This window comes from Streptomyces sp. H39-S7, assembly GCF_027158205.1.
Taxonomy (GTDB): Bacteria; Actinomycetota; Actinomycetes; order Streptomycetales; family Streptomycetaceae; genus Actinacidiphila.
The window spans coordinates 27,971-51,727 of sequence record NZ_JAPVLU010000055.1 but is presented as its reverse complement, the minus strand read 5'-3'; the positions used below and the strand labels follow the sequence as shown (position 1 = coordinate 51,727).

The following is a 23,757-nucleotide window of genomic DNA, read 5'->3' as shown; positions in this document are numbered from 1 at the left end:
GCGGTCCGCTACCAGATGACCAGCGTGACCCGGCAGAACAAGGCACGCCAGCGCGAGCGCTACCTGCGCTACCTGACCGAGGTCCGGCAGACCGCGCGCAAGGTGGCCGGCGGGCAGCGGCTCGCGGCGGGCTGGCTGCACCCCTCGCCGGAGCGGCTGTGGGCACTGGCCGACCGCCGCCGCCGGGTCTGGGAGCGCCGGGCCACCGACGACGACTTCCTGCGGGTGCGGCTGGGCCAAGGGCGGGCCGCGCTCGCCACCCCGATCCAGCTCGGCGCGCGCAACGACCCGATGGCGGACTACGACGAGCAGACGCACGCGGCCGCGCAGCGGGTCATCGACCAGGCCGGGAAGGTCGGCCGCCAGCCCGCCCTGGTGGACCTGGCCAAGGCCGGCGTGGTCAGCATCCTGGGTCCGGTGGACCGGACCAGGGCGCTGGCCCGCTCGCTGCTGTGCCAGCTCGCCGTCCTGCACGCCCCCGACGACGTCACCGTCGCGGTGTGCACCGGCGGCAGCCCCGACTGGGAGTGGGCGAAGTGGCTCCCGCACGTCCACGAGGCCGGCGCCGCCGGTCCGGCCGGGGTCGTCCCGCTGGTGGCGGACGCGTTCGGCTCGCTCGCCGACGTCCTGGAGTCCGCTCTGCTGCGGGCCCAGAACGAACGGGCCGCGCGCCGGGGCCCGATGAAGGTGGGCCAGGCGGGGGCGCCCGTACACCGGCTCGTCGTCCTGCTCGACTCCTACGACCCGGCCGCCGACTGGGCCCGCGGCACGGTCGCCACCGCGCTGCTCGAAGCGGCGGGACCCGAGCTGGGCATCACCGTGATCTGCCTGGTCGCCGCGGAACGCGACGAACCGACCCGCACCGAGGTGCGGGCCCGCGTCGGCGCCGACGGCTCGCTGCTGCTGGAGGGCCGCAGAGCCGAGCTGTACAGCACCGTCGAGAAGGGTGTCGCGGATGCCCCCGACCCGGTGCTGTGCGAACTCACCGCACGGGCGCTGGCCCCGCTGAGCCTGTCGGAGGAGGCCGAGCAGCTGCTCTCGCGGACCATCACCCTGCCCGAGATGCTCGGCACCCCCGACGTGGCGGCGTTCGACCCGTCCGAAGGGTGGATCCCGGCCGGGGACGAGCGCCTGCTGCGGCTGCCGATCGGCCTGTCGGGCGACGGTGACCCGGTCGTCCTGGACCTCAAGGAGTCCGCGCAGGGCGGCATGGGCCCGCACGGCCTGGTGGTCGGCGCCACCGGCTCCGGCAAGAGCGAGCTGCTGCGCACCATGGTCACCGGCCTCGCCATGACGCACTCCCCCGAACACCTCAGCCTGGTGCTCATCGACTTCAAGGGCGGCGCCACCTTCGCCGGGATCACCGGCCTGCCGCACGTGTCAGGGCTCATCACCAACCTGGCCGACGACCTGTCGCTGGTCGACCGGGTGCGGGCCGCCCTGCACGGCGAGCAGCAGCGCCGCCAGCGGCTGCTGCGCGACGCCGGGAACATCGACTCGCTCCGCGAGTACCAGCTGCGCCAGGCGGCGGGTGAGAGCGACGTCCACGGGAAGCCGCTCGAACCGCTGCCGTATCTGCTGATCATGGTCGACGAGTTCGGCGAACTCCTCTCCCAGCGGGCCGACTTCATCGACCTGTTCGTCCAGATCGGCCGCGTGGGCCGCAGCCTCGGCATGCACCTGCTGCTGGCCACCCAGCGGCTGGAGGAGGGACGGCTGCGCGGCCTGGAGTCACACCTGTCGTACCGGATCTGCCTGCGGACCTTCAGCGCCGCGGAGAGCCGTGCCGTCATCGGCACCCCGGACGCGTACCAGCTGCCCTCGATCCCCGGATCCGCCTACCTCAAGGTGGACGAGTCGCTGTACCAGCGCTTCCGCGTCGCCCACATCTCCGGCCCCTACCAGGCGCCGGGCGAGGGCGAGGGCAGACCGGGCAGCGCACCGCCGGTCGTCCCGTACGAGCTGCGCACCCCTCCGCAGGAGGAGCCCGAGGAAGCGGTCGTGCCGCAGCAGGCGGTTCTGCCGTCAGGACCGACGGAGATGCAGGTGGCGGTCGAGCACGTCTGCCGGTTCGGCCAGTCGGTGCACCAGGTCTGGCTGCCCCCGCTGCCGCCGGCCATCCCGCTCGACAGCCTGCTCGGGCCCCTCTCCGAGGTGTCGGGACGGGGGCGCCAGGCCGGACTGTGGTCCGGTGCCGGGCGGCTCGCCTTCCCGGTGGGCGTCATCGACCTGCCGCTTCAGCAGCAGCAGTTGCCCCTCCAGTTCGACTTCGACCGCGCCCACGGCAACCTCGCGCTGGTGGGCGCGCCGCAGACCGGCAAGAGCACCATGCTGCGCACGATGCTGCTGTCCGCGATGCTCACCCACACTCCCGAGGAGGCGCAGTTCTACTGCCTGGACTTCGGGGGCGGCAGTCTGTACCCGCTGGAGAGCGCCCCGCACGTGGGCGCGGTCGCCGGGCGCCGGGACGTCCAGCGGGCGCGCCGGGTGCTGGCCGAGACCGGGCGCCTCATAGCGGCCCGCGAGCAGCTCTTCAGTGAGCTGGGCGTCGATTCGGTGGCCGGGTTCCGCGCGATGCGGAAGGCCGGCAGACTGCCGACCGGCACCAGGGCCGCCGACGTGTTCCTGCTGCTCGACAACTGGGGCGCGATCAAATCCGAGTTGGAGGACGCCGAGGCGTCCGTGGTGGAGATCGCCTCACGGGGGCTGGGCGTCGGGGTGCACGTGGTCCTCACCGCCAACCGCTGGGCCGACGTCCGGATGAACCTGCGGGACAGCATCAGCGGACGGCTGGAGCTACGGCTGAACGACCCGACCGAGTCCGAGGTCAGCCGCCCGGTGAGCCGGCAGATCCCGCACGGCGTACCCGGCCGGGGCGCCGTACCGCCGGGAGTGCTCTACCAGGCGGTGCTCCCCCGGCTCGACGGTCAGGAGAGGGCCGACGGCCTGGCCGAGGCCCAGGAGGAAGCGGTCTCCAAGATCACCGCCTCCTGGACCGGCCCGGTCGCCCCGCCGGTGCGGATCCTGCCGGAACGCGTGCTGCTCTCCGCGGTCGACCGGCAGGATCCGGAGGGCGACGGGGTGCCCGTCGGACTCGGCGAGCTCGACCTGGCACCGGTCAACATCACGATGGGCGCCGCCGATCCGCACTTCCTGGTGCTCGGGGACGCCGCCAGCGGCAAGTCCTCCTTCCTGCGCACCTGGATGCGCGGCACGGCCGCCCGCCGTACCGCCTGGGAAGCCCGCTTCATGGTCATCGACTACCGGCGCGGCCTCCAGGACGCCGTCCCGGAGGAGTACGTCGGCGCCTACGCGGGCGACGCCCACGCCGCCGAGGCCTACACGCAGCAGCTCATGGCCAAGCTGGACGAGCGGATGCCGCCGCCCGGCATCTCCGCCGCCCGCCTGCGGGCCCGCGACTGGTGGGAGGGGCCCGAGCTGTACCTGGTGGTCGACGACTACGACCTCGTCGCCTCCGGCAGGCAGTCCCCGGTGGCCGGGCTCGCCGACTACGTCACCCAGGCCCGGGAAATCGGCCTGCACGTGGTCCTGGCGCGCCGGGTCGCGGGCGTCGGCCGCCCGCTGATGGCCGACCCCCTGCTGTCGCGGATCAAGGAATTGGGCTCCGGAGGACTCATCCTGTCCGGCGACTCCCGCGAGGGCCTGCTCCTCGGCGACCAGCGCGCCGCCCAGCGGCCACCGGGCCGCGGCGTCCTGGTCCGGCGGGGCAGCCCGGTGTCACTGCTCCAGGTCGCGCTCTCCGACGAGGACGCGGCGGACGACGCGGACGGCGCGACCGGGAACGGACGGTAGGGCCGGCCTCACGGCACCCGCCGGGTTCGGGCGGTGCGGGCGGTTCCGGCAGTCCAGCGGTATTTCAGTCAGTTCAGCGGTGGTTCACGGCAAAAAAGGGTGATGCGGGATGCGCGACTACAGCGCGGACTTCAGTGTCAACGGGATCTACGAGCTGGGGAACGCCTGGATCCAGCTGGGCAACGACCTGCAGGCGCAGGCCGGAACCATGTCGACGGCGATGCACGCCACCGGATGGACCGGGGACGGCGGTCTCGCCGCCGTCACGGCGTTCGAGGCCGTCCACACCCACGTCCTCACTCCCGCGTGGACCACGTGCTGGACCATCGGCGACGCGATCAACGACTACGGCCGGGCCATCCACACGATCCAGGTCAAGGAGGCGGAGGCGATCGCGGCGGCGAACCTCGCCGAACTCATCGCCGGCTTCATCGGACTCGTGCTCCCGATCGGACTCGGTCTGCTGGCCAAGTTGATCGCGCCGCTCATCTCGGGGCTCATGGACAGCCTCACCGCGATCATCGCGGCACTCAGCACGGCGATGCAGGCGGTCGTCAGGGTGATCGGCTTCCTCGCCGGAGTCGTCGGCGCGGCCGCCACCCAGCTGGGCATCGACCTGCTCTCCCAGTGGATCGCCGACCTGGTGTACGACGTGCCCTTCGAGATCGACTGGAAGAGCGAGGGCATCAACATGGGGATCGCCGGGGGCCTCGGCGCGATCCTCGGCGCGCATCAGCTCTTCCCCAACGGGGGTGCGGGCCGGGGCATCAAGGGCGGCGGCACACCCGTTCCCAAGATCGATGTGCCGACGCCGAACGTCGCCGGGGCCGGGGAGCACGGAAGCCTTCCCGGAGGGATCCACGAGGGCCCGGCGCCCGTACCGCCGGCGCTGCACGCGCCGCCGGCCGAGGGCATCGTTCCTCCGATCGGCGGCGAACTGCGGCCGAACGTGACCAAGCCGGTGGATCCGGGTCTCACCCCGGGCAGCCGCCCGCCCGTGTCCCCGCCCGGCACTCATCCCGGCAGCCCGGAGACTCCGGTGTTCGGCCACGACGGGGGCAGCCCGCCGCCCACCACCGGCAGGCCGACGCCGCCGGGAGAGACGGGTGCGCCGCGACCGGGCAACGACCCGATCGGCAACCCCGTGGTCAGCCACGGGCCGGACATCGTCGGCTCGCCGGGCAAGGGCGCGAACTCCGTGGCCGGCAACGGGAACCAGCACCTCCCCGGCTCGGGCGACCTCGGCCTGGCCCCGGCCCCCACCCGCGGCGGGAACCCCGCCGCGGGCCACGTCGAGACGCAGTCCCCCACCCCTCAGCGGACCACCGTTCCGGAGTCCACCTCCCGCTCCGTGACGGAGGTCCCGGCCGCCTCAGCGCCTGCCCCGGGCCGCAACGTCCCGGCGCCGACGGAGCCGGGCACGTCGACCGGCCCGGCGCCCGGCACCCGGGCGTCCGAGAGCCCGAACGCCCAGAACTACAAGTCCTCCTTCGAGCAGCAGCCCCGGGAGATGGGGAAGGGCACGACGGGTGATGGCACGTCAACGCCCACCCAGGTCAACCCCGCCTCCCCGAAGCCCACCGCTGCGGCGGATCCCGGTGCCGGGAACGGCACCGGCACCGGCACCGGCAAGCAGGGCATCGCCAGTAGGAACACCGAGCTCCCGCAGGCGGGGCGCGGAACCGCACGATCGGCGAACGAAGCCCCGGGCGGCACGAATTCCACCAACACCCCCCAGAAGACGGCCACCGGCCCGGAGACCACGGCGCCGGAGAAATCCGCGAACACCTCGGTGTCCGCCAAGGAACCCCGCGACGGCAGCGGCACTCCGGCGAAGGGCGGCGACGGCAAGGCCGGTGAGAACGCATCCGCCGGACGGCCGGGGCTGAAAGCGGTGAAGCCGTCGCCCAGGGCCGGCGAGACGATGACGATCGCCGACTTCGACAAACCCCCCAAGGCCGCGAAGGAACCCTTCCCGGGCAAGGGCGACACCCTGGGCTCCGGCGCGGGTACGAAGACCGTCAAGGCGGAGGAGCCGATCGGACCGCTCACCGAGAGGGCCGCCAACGAGAAGGCCCGCCTCGAGCGAACCGCACCGAGAACGCCGGAAGCCCAGCAGCGCGTCGACGCGGCAGCCGCCCGCCATGCCGAACCCGCACCAGCGCCGACACCCCCGGCCAAGCCCGGACCGGCCGTCGTCAAGCCGTCGCCGAAGGCCGGTGAAGTGATGACGGTCGCCGACCTCGGCAGAACTCCCAGAGCCGCGACAGAACCCTTCCCGGGCAAGGGCGACACCCTGGGCTCCGGCGCGACTGCGAAGGCCGCCACACCGGAAGAGCCCATCGGACCGCTCACGGAAAAGGCCACCAACGACGCACGGACCGCACCGCGAACGCCCGAAGCCCGGCAGCGCTACGACGCGGCGGGAGCCCGCCGGGCCGAACCCGCACCGGAGCCCGGGCTGACCGCCGTCAAACCCTCGCCCAAGGCCGGCGAGATGATGACGATCGCCGACCTCGGCAGGACTCCCAAAGCCCCGGCGACCGAACCCTTCTCCGGTGAGGGCCACACCCTGGGCTCAGGGCCGGGTGCGGGAGCGAAGGCCGGCCCATCGACGGCGAGCTCATCGAAGCCTCCGATCGGACCGCTGACGGAGGAAGCCAGCAACGCCGCACGGACCGCACCGCGAACGTCGGAAGCCCAGCAGCGCTACGACGCGGCAGCCGCCCGCCGGGCCGAACCCACACCGGAGCCGACGCCGGAGCCCGGACTGACCGCCGTCAAACCCTCGCCCAAGGCCGGCGAGATGATGACGATCGCCGACCTCGACAAGGCCCCCAAAGCCCCGGCAACCGAACCCTTCTCCGGTAAGGGCCACACCCTGGGCTCAGGCCCCAAGGCACCCAGACCCAACGAATCGGCAGACCCGAACGCCACACGAACAGCACCCCAGAACCCACGGGCCCAGAAACGCTACAACGCGGCAGCGGCCCGCCAGGCCGAACCCACACCAGCGCCGATACCCGAGCCCGGACTGACAGCCGTCAAACCGTCACCCAGAGCCGGCGAAAGCATGACGATCGCCGACCTCGACAAGGCCCCCAAAGCCCCGGCAACCGAACCCTTCTCCGGTAAGGGCCACACCCTGGGCTCGGGTTCCAAGGCAGGCAAACCAGCCGAAACGGCGGCCTCAGCCCCGAACGCGGCACGAACTGCGCCCACGAACCGGGCAGCCCAGCAGCGCTTCAACGCGGCAGCCGCCCGCCAGGCCGAGCCGACTCCCACGGCGAAGCCCGATAGCGAGGGTATCGCTCCAGAAGCAGCACCCGTCTCCCGTGCCAGAAAATCGCCGAGAGGGGGCCAGATGGGAACCTTCGCCGACTTCGAACCGGACGCTTCGGCGACGCCCGGCGGGTCGACCGGCCACGGTGGCGGAGACGAAGGCGGCAGTGGAGGAGGCGGTGGAGGAGGCGAAGGCCGCGGCGGAGGAGGCGAAGGGGCCGGTGTCGCAACGCGCGGGAAATCCTCGGGAAGCAACACGGAGACAGTGCCGTCCGGCCGGGTGTCGGAGTCGAACCCATCGCGTACGACGCAGCACGAGCCCTCCCTGACCGAGAACACGCGTTCCACCGACGACCTCTTCCCCAACGAAGGCCGGACGCTCGGGGAGGAACACGGCCCGATGGATCCCCGCAAGGCGGGCGCCGCCGCTGAGGCGCGGGCCAGGGCATACGCGGACAGTCCGGAGGCCAAAGCCCGGGCGCAGGAGAAACGCGAGGCGGAGGCGCAGGCCAAGGCGTACGCGGAGAGTCCGGAGGGCAAGGCCCGGGCGCAGCAGAAGCTCGACGCGGCTGCCCAGGCCAAGGCGAACGAAGACGCCCGGTGGCAGTTGTCGGAGGACCGCAGGCAGCGGGTCGCCGAGGAGAACGTCCGGGCGGAACAGCGGCAGCGGGAGAAGCTGGTTCAGGACGAAGCCGCGTGGCAGAAGCTGGTGGCCGACGGACGGGACAAGTCGGGTGGTGATTCCGGGAGACTCGGCGACATCTCGCTGGCCGAGGCCCGCGCGCGTGTCGATCAGCGGGTCAACGCCCTGCTGGACTCGGCTGCCCGCGACTACCGGGGGCCTTCGGACTTCGACTCCATCGATCGGCACTTCGTGCCCCTGCGACGCGAAGCGGAGAGCACGGCATGGCGCGAGCTCGCGAGTGATCTCGGTATCAACGTCGGTTCGTTGGACCGCAGAGGGCACATGCCGACCTTCCCCGGACACGAACCCTCCGCACCGGCACGCCCCGCGCCCTCCGGCGGCCCGGGCCCGTCGGCGCGTCCCACGCTCGACCCGCCGGCGCCCGACACACGACCGGGTCCCCACCAGGACGCTCCGAGCGGCAACGGCACCGCACCCGTCACCCGGAGTTCCACCCATGTGACGCGCATGATGGCGGGTGACGAGAAGCCGGCCGCGCAACCGCCGGTGACCTCCGAGCCCGTCGAGCCGACCGCACCGGCCGTGCCACCAGCGGTGGCTGACCACGGCACGGTCGCAGCGGGGGGCGTGGGTGGCAGGGTCACCGAGCAGGAACTGCGGTCGACCGCCGCGACGTTGGCGAAGGACACGACGTCGACGGCGGACATGACGACGTCGAGGGAAGCGGTGCCGTCGCGCAAGGAACTCCTCGATGCCGGAGCTCTCCTGAAGCTGCACGATGACCTCTACCCGGATGAGGGCAACCTCGCTCGCAAGGTGCCCGCGCTCCAGAAACTGGAAGCCCTCGCACGCACTAGGTATCCCGCGATGAGGGCCCGCCTCTCAGGCGGCTGGCTGGCGGCTCTGACGCATGAACTGCTCGCCCTGCCCGCTCACCAGCACGCCACGCCTCCGGAGATCCGTGCGGTCGTCGACGCGGTGGCGGCGGTCGACGGGCCCGTCGCATGGGAGAAGCTGTCGGAGCTGCTGGCCCCGCACCGGCGCCCTGCTGTCCAGCCGGCACCTGCCACCACGCCGGGCACCCCGGTCACCACCACGCCGGACACCCCTGCCACTACGCCGGACACCCCTGTCGTCTCGCCGGACGCCGCTGTCGTCCCGCCGGAAGCCCTCCCCGCCATCCCGGAATCCGCCGCCGTGGAGGCGCCCGTCCCCGCTCCCGCACCCGTCCCGACAGCGGAGCCCGGGCAGCGACACATCCTTGGACCGGTGACCGGCGCGGACGGAATAAGCCCGGTCGGGATCATCTTCGGCAAGGCCAAGGGCAGGTCCCCGGCGGCCACGACGGTCAACGACCCGACGACGTACGAGTGGTCCAAGCCGCGCGAGAAGCCGGCGGAGCCGCCGAAGAGCGGTAAGGCCGCCAAGTCCGGCAAGACGGTGAAACCCGCGCCGATCGAGCTCAAGCGGAAGACTCGCGAGCTGAGTGAGATCTCCCCGGCTCCGCTGTTCCTGGTGGTCCTTCCCAGAACGGCCTACGAAGACTTCGACGCGGACGAAGTGGCCGAGGCGGTGCTGGCTGATCCGCGCGTGGCCGAACTGCCCGACGACCACCAGCTTCTCCTGATCGGTTCCGGCGATCTGGCCGAAACCCTGGAATTCCCGCGCTCGATCGCCCAGGCCACCGGACGGACCGTGTGGACCCATACCGTGACGTCTTCCGTGGTGAAGGAACGCATCCGGGTCGATGCGGAGAAGAAGGAGGACTGGGAACTCGGCTTCTGGATCCGTGAGGTTCCGCAGGAGCCCGGTGATGCGCCGGCGGCTGACGGCATCGGCCTGCCGAAAGTCAGCACCATGGTGGTCAACGAGACCGAGGAGGGCCGGAAGTTCGACACCGGGCGCAGGGGGGACGAGTACGACCACCTGCTCGACAGTCAGGCCACCTTGCTCCCGTGGAACCAGCAGTCGGGTGGCCGAGCGTTCTACTCGGATTCCCGCACGCGCGATTTCGAGCGCACCCGCGCCGGGTTCGACGCGACCAGCCCGCATTTCCAGTACCTTCCCCTCGACTACGAGAAGACCGAGAACTCCGATACCGCGACCGATATGACGCCTCCGGTCGATTCGATCGCGCTGGTGCCGTGGGACGTGACGAAGCCCATCTACACGGTCTTCACCCACGCCACGCATCTGGCCGCATGGATGCCGACCCGGGCCCCGGTGAAGGAGGGCGAGAAGCAGCAGCATCTCCACCTTCCCGGCACTTCCCTCGGAACGGCACTGAGCCGCAGGCCGAGTCTGCGGCGCATGCCACCGGAGGGCCAGATCCTCCTGTGCGCCTGCCAGGCCGGCGCCAAGGGGGCCAACGGCGTCGTGGTCGCGCAGCAGGTGGCCGACAGCACCAACCACGTGGTGTGGGCCTCCACGACATCCATCTACATCTTCCACCACCGGCCGGACGTGCCCCTGGGCATCCTCCGCAACGAGGACGGCACACCGGGCCGCTGGGTCAAGTTCGTCCCGGGAGGAACGTCGGCAACGGAGCAGGGCTCCTACCCGCCGGCGAAGGTGCGGGCCTCCGCCGTCGTTGCGACCAAGTCGAAGAAGAAGGGCCAGCCGAAGAAGGAGGCCAAGCCGCCGAAGTCGGGGCTCGGGAAGACGTCGACGTCGGTGGTGACGGAACAGGAAGCGTTCGAGCCGGCCGCGCGGACCCCGTCACCCGCCCCCGGTGAAGGGCGACCGGCGGCCGGGAGGGAGTCGGAGGGCAAGGCATGGGCCGACGCCATGGACAAGGCCCGACTCGATGTCCGGTCGCAGGTGTCGCAGCAGGCGCAGCGGCAGGCTGCCGAGACGAACGCCCGACGGGAGCGGGAGCAGGCCGCGCTCGCCACCCGGCCGACCACCCGACCGGGCACGGCCGGCCTCGATCCGTTTGAGCACGTTCCGTCGGCCGGTGTCGCTGAGCTCGGTGACCAGCGTGTGGTGTTCGCGGGTTCGGGCGGCGGGTTCGGCCGGCAGTGGACGGCAGCGCGGTATCCGTGGCTGACCCAGGTCAACCCCGCGCGCGACGACCTTCCCGAAGCGGGCACCAACTGTGTGCTGTCGGCTATCTCGACGGACATCTCGTTGGCGGAGGGTGAGGGCTGGCAGGCCCCGCCGACCGGGCTGAGCCCGGTCGAGCACCTCGTCAACTACACCGGTGTACCCCCGGTGCCGGTGGGTTCGTACGGTGAGGTCGTGGACCTGGTGATCCGGGCCGGCCTCGGTGCGCGCGGGCTGTTGGTCATCGGTACCCGCAGTGATCCGATCGCCCACGTGGTGAACGTCGTGCACGAGGAGAACGAAACGGTCGTCTTCCTGGACGGGCAGACCGGTCACCTGGCGCACCTGCCAGAGCATCCCGAGGTCCTGCGGTTCTCCCCGACGTCCGGCGGGTTTCCCGCGCATGTCGCCACCTCCGTGGGGGACGTCGAGGGATCGGTGATCCGCTCGCTCGGCGCGTCCCGGCAGCAACCAGCGGGGCAGGGACCGTCAGGGCAGGACGTCGTCATGGGCGAGGCGACGGATGACGAGGCGACGGACGGCGCGGTGACCGACGACGAGGAGATGGGGGACGGGACCCTTCCCACGTCCGCTCCGCCCGCGGCCTCGCAGGCTGAACACCCGCAGGACCAGGTCGAGTCCGATGGGACCCCTCTCGGCGATATCGACGCGCTGGTCCGGAGTCTCACCTACCGGCCGACGCAGAGCCAGATGGGCCGGGCGACCGCGACGATGGAGCTCAGGCTCCCGCGCAGTTTCCGCACGGAACGCGACGCACAGACGCTGCGGCACATCTCGATCCGACTCTTCACCGGCATCGGCTACCTCCAGGAAGGGGGACAGCCGAGCGTGGACAGTTCGGGGGCCGCAGGATCTTCCAGCAGCGCCGCGCAAGCCCCGAACGAGGACGTCGAGATGTCTGCCTCCCGAACACAGCCGAGGGAGGTCGAAGTCCAGGGCATGCTCATCAACGGCCGCCTCGTCTTCGCCACCAACTACAACAGCTCCATTGACCTGGTGGAGAACTACCTGAAGAAGGGTGGAACACTCTGCGATCTGTTGGAGTCCGAACCGCCTCCGTCGGAGCGCAGGTACGGGAAGAGCCTTGCCGAGGCACGAGGGCGTGCCGAGCGGGCCGGACGCATGATCACCGACGATGCACTCCGCGGCATACCGAGCAGCTCAGCGGGAAACGTGCTGCTGGCGGCACGGGAAGGCGGCGCTCAGGCCGTCGTGGTCGCGGACGCTGCGGCCGGTGATACGGCACGCGGAGCCCGTCTGTTCGAGCTGCTCACTCACGACCGGTACGAGAACACGGTGATCCTGATCCGGCACCCTGGCGTCGCCGGGAGACAAGCCAGCATGCACGCCGAGCAGAAGCTGCTGGCCGCCTTGCACAGCGCGGGCATCACCTCCGAGAATCATCAGGAATACATCACCGGGGACATCGTGGTACGCGGCCGCAAACGCCCTTGTGCGCCCTGCTGGGCGGCCCTCAAGCATTACCAGGAGGCCGGGTTCAGTCTGCGGTTCAACGAAAACCTCGGACGGTACTTCAAAGAATCCGCAGAAAGCGTGGTGAAGTACGGCAGCCATATGCTCCGTCCACCTACTGTCACGAACGGGGGAGACGGATACGTCGCGGACACCGAACCCAACTGGATCAGGGACGCGCTGGAAATCAAACTCAAGAGCAGCACGATGTACACAACAGGATTTTCGAACCAGCCGATACCGCAGGACGGGGTGGACTTCGGGCGCGACGGACAGGTGACTGTCCCCCATACGAAGAACACCGACACCGGGACGTTTTTCTACAAATCGGGCACCGGCGCTTGGGAGACGGCCTCCGAAGACGAATCCGAGGAGCAGAACGAAGGCCCGCCGGATTCTCGCCTAGGCGGCCCGCCCTCGCAGGGCGGGGTCCCTTCCACGAATACCCGAAAGCGGCCCCGCAACCAGACGCCTCCACCGCAACCGCTCCGCGTGGACAAGAAGCTTCTGCTCGAAGCCATCAGGGAAAAAATCCGCGCTGCCATGCCGGAGGCCGCGAGAAGCCAATTCGAGAGGCACTTGAACAATGCCAACGAGAGGCTCGGGGATATTGGCGATGATGCATGGAATGTCATCCGGGGGCTGATAGCAGGCGGGACCTCACAGGAACTCATCGGAAGGGCTCTCGGAATCAGCGGTGCTCGGGTGAGCACTCTGCTGTACCCGAAGGAAGGGACGGAGAAGACTCGCACGTTGGGCCATTCCATCCTCGGGGAGGACGAGCGTCGCACAAACGACCGAGCCAGGCTTGACGCTGGAGGAATGGCAGACTTCCTGCGGAGGACCGAGGCCGCTCAGAGCGAACTGAATAAACTCAACGATCGAGAACTGGCTTCCCTGGATGAGCTATTGACGGAGTTGCTCGGCCACTACACCCTTGCCAGTATCGCAAACCATCTCCGCTTCATCAGCCACAAGACTTTCCAGAGGCGCTATCAGGAGATCCACAAGCGGGCACAGGCCGTAGCTTCCCGAACCCATGATCTCCCCGTCACCTCACCGCCCACGAAGGCGCGCAGAGTGGAGAATGCGCCGCCCAGGGCCGAGGTTTTCCTCAGCGATCAGCAGGTGAGTTCTCTGGACGGCAACTTCACCGTCGAGAACCTCCCTGCTGACGGGGACTGCTTCTTCCACGCGCTCATCCGACTGGCCGGGCCGAGTCTGGCGGACGTGCCAGGAGCACTCGACTCCCGCGGGGAAGTGACGGTTCGTTCCCTGCGTACCCTGTTCGCCCGTCATGTGGTGAGCCATCAGTACCTCTATCGAGAGTTCCTCGCCGTTGGCGATCTCGAGGTGGTACAGCGGTCGATGGAAACCATGGGGAGCTACGCTAGCCTCGCCGGGGACTTCATGCCGCTTGTCGCGGCGAACGTCCTCGGGCGGGAAATTGACATCGTAGAAGCCGATGGCGCGATTCAGGCTTTCAGCGGCAGCAGTCCGGATGACCGCCCTCCCCTGACGCTGGTGCGGGTGACCACCCCGGCGGATCACTACATGGCAGCCATTCCCGTGGTGCCGACCGCGACCCCCGCTCCTCAAGCACGCCCCCAGGCGCCGGCGCCGCGCCGACCCGCCCCCAGCCCCGCGCCCCGATCGGCCCCGGCGATGCCGACCTCGGCTTCGGCCGCCCACGGCGCCGTTCCCGCCGAGGTGACCGTTCCACAGGCCCGGCCGCCGCTGATGAGCCCCGACGAGTGGGCGCGCATACGCACGTTCGCGCCGGTCGCGCGGGTGGATACCGAGCGATTCGATCCGCTGACCGGCCCCTCCTCCCGTCCGCAGGAGCCTTCCGCCGCCCCGCCGCGTGGCCCCTACGGCAACTACCGTCCGGAGTTGGAGGGGTACGAGACCAGGATCGTCCATGACGTGCGGCGCTTCGAAGCGCGGCCCGGGCAGTGGGTCCGCGAATTCACGCTGCGCCTGCACCTTCGGCCGGAGGCGGACAGCGCCCTGGACGCCGAGGCGGTCAACCGCCTGTGGGACACGGCGCTTGACGCCGTCGGCCAGTACTTCAACAGCAGGTTCCGGCTGCGCGGTGGCGACCAGGTGCATCTCAACCTGGAGCTGACCGCCGAGGCGGGGGAAGCCCATCAGACGATCGAGGTGCGTCCCGGTGCCGGGCAGAGCAATCAGTTGCAGTGGTTCGCGGAGAGTACGCCCGGAGTGCTGCTGCACGAACTGATGCACTTCCTCGGTCTGCCGGACGAATACGCGGAAGCGCTGGTGGCTCTGCGGCGAACGGATCCGTTCGCCGGCGAGAACGGCGTCATGGGCCAGGCCTCGAACGCCGCCGACTTCGCGGTCCTGACCCGGCACCTCCAGCGGATCGAGGACGTGTCACGGTCCGGCCCGGTGGTACGGGAGCTGTCTCTTGATCAGTACCGGTCCCTCTTCCGGACCCCGGACGCGTACTCCGCTGTGCGGTTCCCGGGTGAGGGCAGGACGCTGGGCGGGGACCCGCCCAGCGATGTCGCGTCACCAGGTGAGCGGGCGGTTGCCGCCGCCGAGAGGCGACTTGCCGCCCGGACGGGGACCGCCGCCGAGGTGGGCGGTTCGTCTGCTCAGGCGGAGGCCCATCCACCGGTCCACGTCGATGAACCCGAAACGTCCGACGAGAATGTCGAACCACCCAGGATCCCCTGGGCAGCGAAGGGCAAGGGCAGGGCAGCCGGTACAACCACTCCGACGCACCTTGCGGACGGGCCTGCTTCCGGCACCCTCCCCGCGTCCGAGGAGGTCGTGCCGGACGACAGCGCCATCGTCGAGGCGCCGCCGGCTCCGGTCCTGCCGGCCGGCCCGCTGCCGGCCGGACTGGCCCAGTTCGGACTGACCGAGTTGAAGGACGTCGCGCAGGCGGATCTGGACGCGGTTCTGGCGTCGATCAGGGGACAGCTGCCCGACTCCCTCGCTCACCTCTCCGACGCCGACAGCCTCTTCCACCTCGCCCTCTCCTCGGAGGGGTTCAAGGAAGTCTTCGAGGCCGTGCGCGGGGACGGATGGGCCGTCACCGTGGGCACCGGGCCGGACGCGCGCGAGGTCGTGGTCAAGGTCGAGCCGGCCAACGGTACAGGTGGGGACGGCGCCGAGGAGGGCAAAGTCAGCCGGAGCCATGGGGACAGCAAGACCGGCGCGGTCGATCAGAGCGACAAGGCCAACGAACGCCCGGAACTGACGATCGCGCAAGTGCCGCTCACCTTCGGCCAGGGCACCGACGCGGCGCTGCGGACCATCAGCCCCACCGTCAACGTCAAGGGGCTGATCAGCACCGCTGCCCGTGAGTCCACGGCGAACCGCGCGGTGCAGCAGTCACGCGCCAGCAACAGCACCGGGTACTGGCACCCGGTCGCCTTCGACTCGACGTGGCGCGTCACCGTGCGCCGGGCGAGTGACGCCGGGACCCCCGTCACCTTGACCGGTACGCCGGGCGGCCTCGTCCTGAAGGTCCCCGACCACGTGGTCAGGGCCGCGCTCCAGGCGCAGGCGTTGTCCGTCCCTGCCACCGGAGCCGCGGCTGCGGCGGGAGCGCCCGAGGCGATGCGGCTGCCGCCGCTGCACGTACCCGAGTACGTCAGCACCGGCGACGGACGCCTGCTGCGCGACGTGCTCGCCCTGCTGCCGCCGGAGTTCCGGGTGGTCGGCGGCGGAGCCTACGAGGCCCTTCGGGACTTCCTCGGCCGGCCCAACATGGAGGCGTCCTTCGAGCAGCTGGTCAACGACGTGCTGGTCTCGCCGACCTTGGAAGCCGCAGGTCTCTTGGGGGCGAGCCGGGCCGTGGTGCGGGTGCGGGCCAGGCTGGACGCTCCTCAGCTGCTGGGCCGCGCCGACGACGTGTCCATGGACAACGGGACCAATCTCGGCACCGAGAACAAGACCGCCACCGGTGCCTCCCACTCCCTCTCCTTCACCCTCGGGACCACCGTCGGGTGGTTGGTCCGGCAGGTCGAGGGGATGAAGGGGAACGGCAGCTACACCGGCGTGGGCGCCAGCGTGAACGTGGGGGCCGGCGCGAAGGACACGCACACCTCGACGACCACCACCGGCGCGAACGCGGAACAGGGGCTCGGATACTCGGGTCCCACCCGCCTGTACAGCGCCCGCATCACCTACGACATCGCCGTGATGGTCGAGGGCCGGAACGAGCGCACCACTTCGGTGCCCCTCGACCACGGCGTCCGGGTGCGGGTTCCGGACCCGGGCTCCCCGCTGGGCGTCCACCCCTCCGACGAGTACCAGGGTCAGGGGCCGGCCCGGCACCTGACCGACGACGGCCTCCAGGCCGGCACCGTGCTGTGGGCGGGCGGCTCCCGGGACGTTCTGGACCTGATTGCCCAGCGGCTCAAGGTCAAGGGCGCCGGAAACCCTGCCGGCACCGGAACCGGGGAACCGGTCGGCCTGAAGCAGTTCAAGGAGAACGCCAACGCACTCCGGAACCTGACGACGGCCGTGTCGCAGTCAGGCCTTCAGGGCGTGTTCTGGAGCGGCGACTCCCTGCTGCTGAAGGCTCACACCCGGCGCACCGCGTACGCCCATCCGGAATACGTCCAGGTCATGATCCGGCCCCGCCCGGCCGGTCCGGCAGTCTTCCGGGGGACCAGCGACAGCCTGGAGGTGACCAGCAGCGCGAAGAGCAGCGGAAAACTGGAGGGGAAGCAGGCGCAGACGCGGTCGCTGGAGGGCGGTGCGGATCTCTCCGTCACCTTCGGCCTGGGGACCGACATACCGCTGCGCGCGCTGGTTCCCAAGGTGGCGGGCAAGGCCGCTTACGAGTGGGAGAAGACGACCACCGCCACGACGAGCGTCGGGCGCACCCAGCAGGCGGTGGGACCCAAGGAAGCCGCCGTCTTCCTGCTCCCGATCGCGTACGAGATCACGATCCGCCACGAGTCCGGTGCCTCCGAGGAGCTGACACCGGTGCCCGCCCAGGTGCAGGTGCTGGTCCCCCTCGACCTGGCTCCCATCGGTGAGCACCCCCAGCCGGGCGCCGTGCCGGACCTCAGGCGGGACGCCGGCGCGTTGAGCACTGTCGCGCACGAGCAGCCGTCGGTGCCCCGCGGCGCACCGACAGTGCGACTGCCCGACGTGCATTCCGTGGTGCGGGTGAACGGGGTGGATCCGCTGCCGGAGGGCGTCCGGCAGGTCCTGCTGGCCAGCGCCACGCATGAGCAGCCGGTGCCCCGGACGACCCGGGCGGGCCGGTCGTACGACCGTGCGATGGCCTACCTCGCCCAGGTGGCGGCAGCGCTGCCGCTCGGCCCACCGGCGGCGGGCGGATACGCCACGATCGCGTCGCAGCAGGTGGAGGCGGCGTTCAACGAGGACACGGTACGAGCCAACTTCCAACGGATCCTGCAGGACGGCTACGGGACCGGGCCAGTCTTCCGCTACGGGCGGATGGGCGACGGGATGGACCAGGCGCGGCTCTCCGGTGCGCTGAGCAACCCGCGCATCGTGGGCCGTGGCCAGGTCGAGTTGAAGAACACCACCACCGGCGGCAACGCGGTCAGGACGGCCGCGAAGTCCGGTTCCTCGCGGGAACTCGGAATCGCCTTCGGCTTCTCGATCGCCGCGCAGCGGTGGACGGTCACTCCGGGTCTGGGCGTCAAGCCCTACACGGCGAAGTCCTCTCTCACCAAGGCGCTGGATTCCGGTGCCGGCCAGGAGAGCTCGGTGACCTACACCGGTCCCGGGCTGCTGGTGAGTCTCGACGTGACCTACCTCATCAGTGGGAACAGCACGTCGCGGAACGTGGTCACGGACGTGCTCGGCACCTTGGCGGGACCGGTCGCCCGCAAGCAACTGCATGTGCCGGGCGGAGTCCAGGTGTGGATCCGCGAGCAGGACGCGGCACGGTACTTCGGCCTGAACCCGGTCGGCACTCCGGTGGGCACTGCGATCGGCACTCCGGTGGCGGCGCCGACCGACATCGTCGCGGCGGCTGCCGGCCCGTCCACCGCACCGGTCACGCCGCCCGTCCAGCTCGATCTGCCCGCCTACTACCGGGCGCTCCCAACGGCGACTGCGACGACTGCCGCAACCCCCGCGGCCGTGCCACGCGGGTACTCGCTGGCAGACTCGGGCCTCGGCCCCGTCGATCTCCGGCCGGTGGTGGGCCAGTTGCGGGAGTCCCTCGACCAGCTCCCGAGCACCTGGCTGACGGCTGCCGCGGCAGCCCGCACCCGTGCCCGGCTGGAACAGCAGATGCTGCTGCTCGCCTCCCCCGAGGGGCTGGGCGGCCTGTTCGACGTGCTGACCGGCGGCGGCCTCTCGGCGCACGAGAACGACGACGGTCCGTTCGGCCGCTACCAACTGCAGGTTCTGGTGAGGGCGGAGCTGTCCGACCCCCGGTTCGAGCCCGCTCAGTTGGCGGAAGGCACGACCTCGACCGAGACCACCTCCAACGCCAGCACCGGCCAGGAGGACATCGCGGAGAGCTCCCGGGGCCTGGAGGCCTCGGCCGGTCTCACCTTCTCCAACGCCCTCCAGACCAAGGACTTCGCCCGCGCCGGCGGCAGCGGGGTCGACGCGAAGTACGTCCGCGACCAGGGGCTGACGGCGACCGGGAGCACGGCCGGAAAGACCGGTGTCACCAGCAAGCCGGGAACCGCCGGCACGGCGTCATGGGTGCACCATGTCACCTGGAACGTCAGTGTGCGCCGGGTCCAGGGGCACGGCAGGCTTCCCCAGGTCGCCACCCTGGGGATCTCGCAACTGGTGGGTCGCTGGGGCGACTGGCACCATGCGCCCCCGCTCACCGTCGAGGACGGGGTGCGCTCCACGACGCCCGCCGACGACTCCACCGCGTACACGGGTTCCGTCCCGGCGACCCTGACGGCGCCGCCGGCCGACTTCGTCCTGCCCGAGAACAGCCGGGTCCTCACCTACCGCCTGTCGCGCGAGGTGTGGGATGCGGTACGAGGTCTGCTGCCGGACACGCTCACGGCACCGTGGACCGACCATGTGCTGCGCAGCCAGCTGAACGCCGCCGCTCTGGCGGCACAGTTGCAGCGTGCGCCACAAGCCGTGTACCGGATCGGCGGCCTGGCCGGCGAGCCCGGGGTGATCAGTCTGCTGCGCGAGATCCAGGTGCGGACCCGGCTGCGCAACCCGCGCGTGGTGTCCTCCAGTGCGACGCTGACGCTGGCCGCCAAGACCGAGGCCACCGGCGGGGACAAGGCCAGGATCACCGGGTCCCAGGGTGCCAACGTCGCCCTGCAGGGCACCGCCACGTTCCAGGTCGCCACCATCAGCGAGGGCGGCAACGGGCCCGGCGGCGCGGACACGTGGACGCCGTCGGTGGGACTTCCGCCGTACAAGACCGACTTCACGAGGGAGGGCGCGTCCGAGGCGTCGGCCAAGAAGAAGGGGAGCAGCAGCAGCGACGGCCTCACTTACCTGATCCAGGCGGACACCTCGATCTCCCTCACCGGCCTGGGCAACTGGTGGGGCCGCGGCGGCCAGCGAGATGTCAACGTTCCCGGCGGAGTCTTCTTCCGCACCGACGAACGGGGCGCCCGCGCACTGGGCCTGCTGCCTGCGGTACCGGAGGTGGTCGTCGAGCCGGCGGTACCGGAGCCGGCGGTGACCGAACCTGTGGTCTCCGAACCGGTGGTCCCGGCATCGGTTGTCGCGGCACCAGTGGTGCCTGGGCCGCTCGTTCCCGTGCCGGCGGAGGACGACTCCGAGCCGGTCGTCACACCGGCGCCCGTCGTGCCGCTCATCGTGCCGGAAGCGCCGGTCGTCACAACCTCGGACGTCACTCCCTCTGACGTCACACCGCCGGTCGTCGCGCCGCCCGTCGCCCGTCAGCGAGGTGTGCGGCCGGAGGACGCCCGGGCCCTGCACGGGCCGGTGAGTTCTCCGGACGACAGCGAGGACATCCCCCTCCGGGAGCTGGCGCCCAGGAACAGTACGTCCGCGCCCACCGGCTCACCCCGTTCAACCCTCCCCCCGGCCGCCTTCGGCCCCGCGCCGTCGAGGCAACGGAGTGCCCCGAATGCTCCGGCCGCGCCCTCGCAGGCACCCTCGTCCGCGCCCTCTCAGGCGACCCCGCGGATTCCCCTCGTCGAGAACCGCGCGCTGCTGCGCGGACGCCTGCAGGTTCTCGACTGGATCACCACGGACGCGGGGACCGGGCTTGGCCACCGAGGCTCTGGGCGTGGGCAGTTGCGCTACGGGCGGGGCACCGTCGATTCCAGCGGGCTGCCCGGGGACCACCCCGTCCAGGCGCTGCTCGAGACGTCGGGCGGAGGATCGGGCAGGCCGCCGGAGGTCATGTCGGTGACCGGCATGGTCTGGGACGGCGACGGCGACCGGTCGGCCTCGGCCGTGCGGGCGCTACTCCGGAACGTCGCCCGGATCGCGGGGGCCGGGAACGTCGACACCGTCCTGGTCAGGGCCGATCCGCAGACCGGCGAAGAGGTGCTGGAAGCGCTCGGCTTCCGTTCGCTGGACCCCGCGCGGAGCCTCTGGCAGGGCTCGGCGGAGCACCTCCAGAACTCCTTGCCGGAGGAACCCGCCGACCTGGTCGTGGACGACTGCGCCTCCGGCACCCGATGACGGAAGGGGGCCGGGCCGGTGTCACGGCCCCGGCCCCGGGCCCGCCCACCGGGTGGCAGCGGTCGCAATTCGCCAGGCTGAGCCAGGGTCAGGGCCCTTGTGGCGCCTGTGCTTTGGCATGATCCTGTCTGGTGACAACGCGGGGTGCACAGGCGGTCTCCCTTGGTGATCGGCCGAGTCGCACCCCGCCAGGGCCCGGCCCTGTGCCCTGGCGGCGTGCTCCGCGCCCCGGGCGCGGAGCACGCCCTGGCGACGGACCGCCTCCAGCGGCCTCGCCCGTTGTCGGTACCGCACCGCGGTGGAAGCCAGGGCCCCTCCGGTGCCCGCTGCCACGGGGCGGAGTGAGGGGGGAGATCCGCATGAACACGTTTGCCCGCGCCAGAACTGCGCAGCCAGGAGGGCGTCGCAGGTTAACCGCGCTGGCCGCTTCGGCCGCCCTGGGCCTGTCCGGCCTCACGGCACTGGCCGCCCCGGCCCACGCGGTCCCGCTGGGTGCCACGACCGCCTACGTCGCCAACGCCAGTGACAACACGGTGTCGGCGGTCGACACCGCGACCAACACCGTCATCGCCACCATTCCCGTCGGTTTCGGCCCCCAGGGTGTCGCGGCAGCACCGGACGGTGCGCATGTCTACATACCTAACGTCGGTTCCAACAACGTGTCGGTGATCGACACCGCGACCGACTCCGTCGTCGCCACCACCTCCGTGGGCTCCAGCCCGACCGCCGTGGCGGTCGCACCCGACGGTGGCCACGTCTACGCCGTCAACCTGAGTTCCAACTCGGTGTCCGTCATCGACACCGCCACCAACACCGTCTCCGCCACCATCGCCGTCGGCGCGGGCCCGGACGCGGTGGCGATCACCCCGGACGGTGCCCACGCCTACGTCACCAACAGCGGCGCGGGCGGCAGCGTGTCGGTCATCGACACCGCGAGCAACACCGTCACCACGTCCATCGCGGCCGGCGCCTTCCCGATCTCCGTGGCGATCACCCCGAACGGCGCCCGCGCCTATGTCGCGAGCCTCGGTGGCAGCGCCCTGGCAGTGATCGACACGGCGACCAACACCGTCATCAGCACCCTGCCCACCGCTGCCGTGCCTTTCGCGGTGGCGATCGCACCGAACGGCGCGCACGCCTACGTCGCCAACGCCAACTCCGACACCGTGTCGGTTCTCGACACCGCGACCAACACCTTCACCGGTGACATCCCCGTCGGCACCGGTCCGCAGTCGCTGGCGGTCACCCCCGACAGCACCCACGTGTATGTCGCCAACCTCGGCTCCCACACGGTGTCGGTCATCGACGCCGCGACCGCGACGGTGGCCACCACCACCGGCGTCGGCCACAACCCGATCGGCGTGGCGATCGGTACGACGGTCGTGCCCGTTCCCCCGCCTGTCGTGACCGGGGTCAGCCCCGACACGGGCCCGCCCGCCGGCGGCACGCCCGTCACCATCACCGGTACGGCGCTGTCCGACGCCACGGCGATCACGTTCGGACCCGGGCACAACGCCACTGCCGTCAACTGCTCGGCCACCACCTGCACCGCGGTCGCTCCGGCGGGCGCGGTCGGTACCGTGGACGTGCAGGTCACCACACCGGCCGGCACGAGTGCGGTGAGTGCCGCAGGCCACTTCACCTACGCTGCCGCCGATGTCAGTGTGTCCCTGGCGGCCGGTCCCGCGCCCGGACTTCTCGGCGGGAAGATCAACTACACGGTGACCATCACCAATCACGGTCCCTCCCCGGTGACTTCGGCCGCCGTCACCGCGGTCCTGCCCACTCCGATGACCGCCACCTCCAGTGACTGCGGTGTCAGCCCGGCCCACATCAGCTGCACCGTGGCGACGCTGGCCGCGAATGCCTCCACCACACGTCACTTCACCGTCCCCGTCGGGCTGTTGACCCTCGGCCTGCCCTACGGCGTCACCGCGACCCGTACCGCCAGTGCTCCGGTCGACCTGAACCCCGCCAACAACAGCTCCACCCGCACCTGCACCGTCATCACCTCGCTGATCATCACCTGCTCCTGATCAGTGACGCAGACGAGGCCGGCCGGCCGATCGTCCAGCCGGCCGGCCTCGTCGTGCCATCCCGGGCGCGGAGCGTTCACGCGGGAGGGTCGGTGTGGTGCCGTTGGTAGTGGCGGGCGACGCGGGCGCGGTTGCCGCAGTTCGCCGAGCACCATTCCCTCCGGGGGTGGGCGCGCACGAAGTACAGCACGCAGCCGGGGGCCCGGCAGGCCCGCAGAGCATCCCGGTCCGGTCCGGTGAACAAGTCGACGCCCTGTTCCGCGATCCGTGACAGGGCTGCCGCCGCGGTGGTGTGCGGCGGGGCGCCGGCCGTGCCGCGGGACGGCGCTCCCCCGTCGGGCCACTCCATCCGCGACCACGTGGGTGCGTAGGCGCAGGCCCGGTTGACCGCTTCCACGGCCGTCGCGAGGTCGGGGGCCGCCGAGGCTGCCGCCGGGCGGGGGTCCTCGGTCGCGATGGCGGCCAGGCGGCGCAGCGCGTCGCGCAGCCGCCGATACCGGTCCGCGAGGGGTGCCGGCGGCGCGGGGGCGGAGTCCGCGGCGGGTTCGTCCGCGGCGAGCGCGGGCTCGAAGCGCGGGGCGACGGCTCGCAGCCAGCGCGCCAGGCCGTCGGTGTCGGCCAGCGCGTCATGGAGGCCGTCCCGGTCGGCCCAGACGGTGTTCATCAGCTCGACCGGCAGCGGTTCACCGAGCAGCGGCGCGTCGGACTGCGGCACGCCGGACTGCGGATCGGGGTTCTCCATGCTGTCGACCGTAACCCGGCCCTAATGGTTATCCAAGCAATCAGCCATTTGGACAGGTCGCCCACCGGGCCCGGCCGGACCCT

4 protein-coding genes are annotated in these 23,757 nt (G+C 71.1%); 3 read left to right on the top strand and 1 reads right to left on the bottom strand.

From position 1 onward, the window contains the following. The first annotated feature begins 15 nt into the window (after nucleotides 1-15). The 3 genes from eccCb to O3X23_RS36445 all read left to right on the top strand — a co-directional run bounded on the left by eccCb (nucleotide 16) and on the right by O3X23_RS36445 (nucleotide 22,932). The gene (eccCb, locus tag O3X23_RS36455; protein WP_269277069.1) at nucleotides 16-3,813 is read left to right on the top strand and encodes a type VII secretion protein EccCb; all 3,798 of its coding nucleotides are present in this window, start codon (nucleotides 16-18) and stop codon (nucleotides 3,811-3,813) included. 109 nt (nucleotides 3,814-3,922) lie between these two features. After that, a complete protein-coding gene (locus tag O3X23_RS36450; protein ID WP_269277067.1) occupies nucleotides 3,923-20,896 on the top strand; it encodes a toxin glutamine deamidase domain-containing protein in 16,974 nt (5,657 codons plus the stop codon). 359 nt (nucleotides 20,897-21,255) lie between these two features. Further along, nucleotides 21,256-22,932 carry a YVTN family beta-propeller repeat protein gene (locus O3X23_RS36445; RefSeq protein WP_269277065.1) on the top strand — a complete coding sequence of 559 codons (1,677 nt, stop codon included), beginning with the start codon at nucleotides 21,256-21,258 and terminating at the stop codon, nucleotides 22,930-22,932. Nucleotides 22,933-23,008: 76 nt separating this feature from the next. On the opposite strand, the gene O3X23_RS36440 is transcribed toward O3X23_RS36445, so the two are convergent. Next, nucleotides 23,009-23,674, bottom strand: a complete 666-nt coding sequence (locus O3X23_RS36440) for a CGNR zinc finger domain-containing protein (protein WP_269277063.1) — start codon at nucleotides 23,672-23,674, stop codon at nucleotides 23,009-23,011. Nucleotides 23,675-23,757: the final 83 nt, after the last annotated feature.

Bases quoted from the DNA above. Each gene is read 5' to 3' on its own strand.
- O3X23_RS36445 (WP_269277065.1), top strand. From the start codon at position 21,256: ATGAACACGTTTGCCCGCGCCAGAACTGCGCAGCCAGGAGGGCGTCGC.
- O3X23_RS36450 (WP_269277067.1), top strand. From the start codon at position 3,923: ATGCGCGACTACAGCGCGGACTTCAGTGTCAACGGGATCTACGAGCTG.
- O3X23_RS36440 (WP_269277063.1), bottom strand. From the start codon at position 23,674: ATGGAGAACCCCGATCCGCAGTCCGGCGTGCCGCAGTCCGACGCGCCG.
- eccCb (WP_269277069.1), top strand. From the start codon at position 16: ATGACCAGCGTGACCCGGCAGAACAAGGCACGCCAGCGCGAGCGCTAC.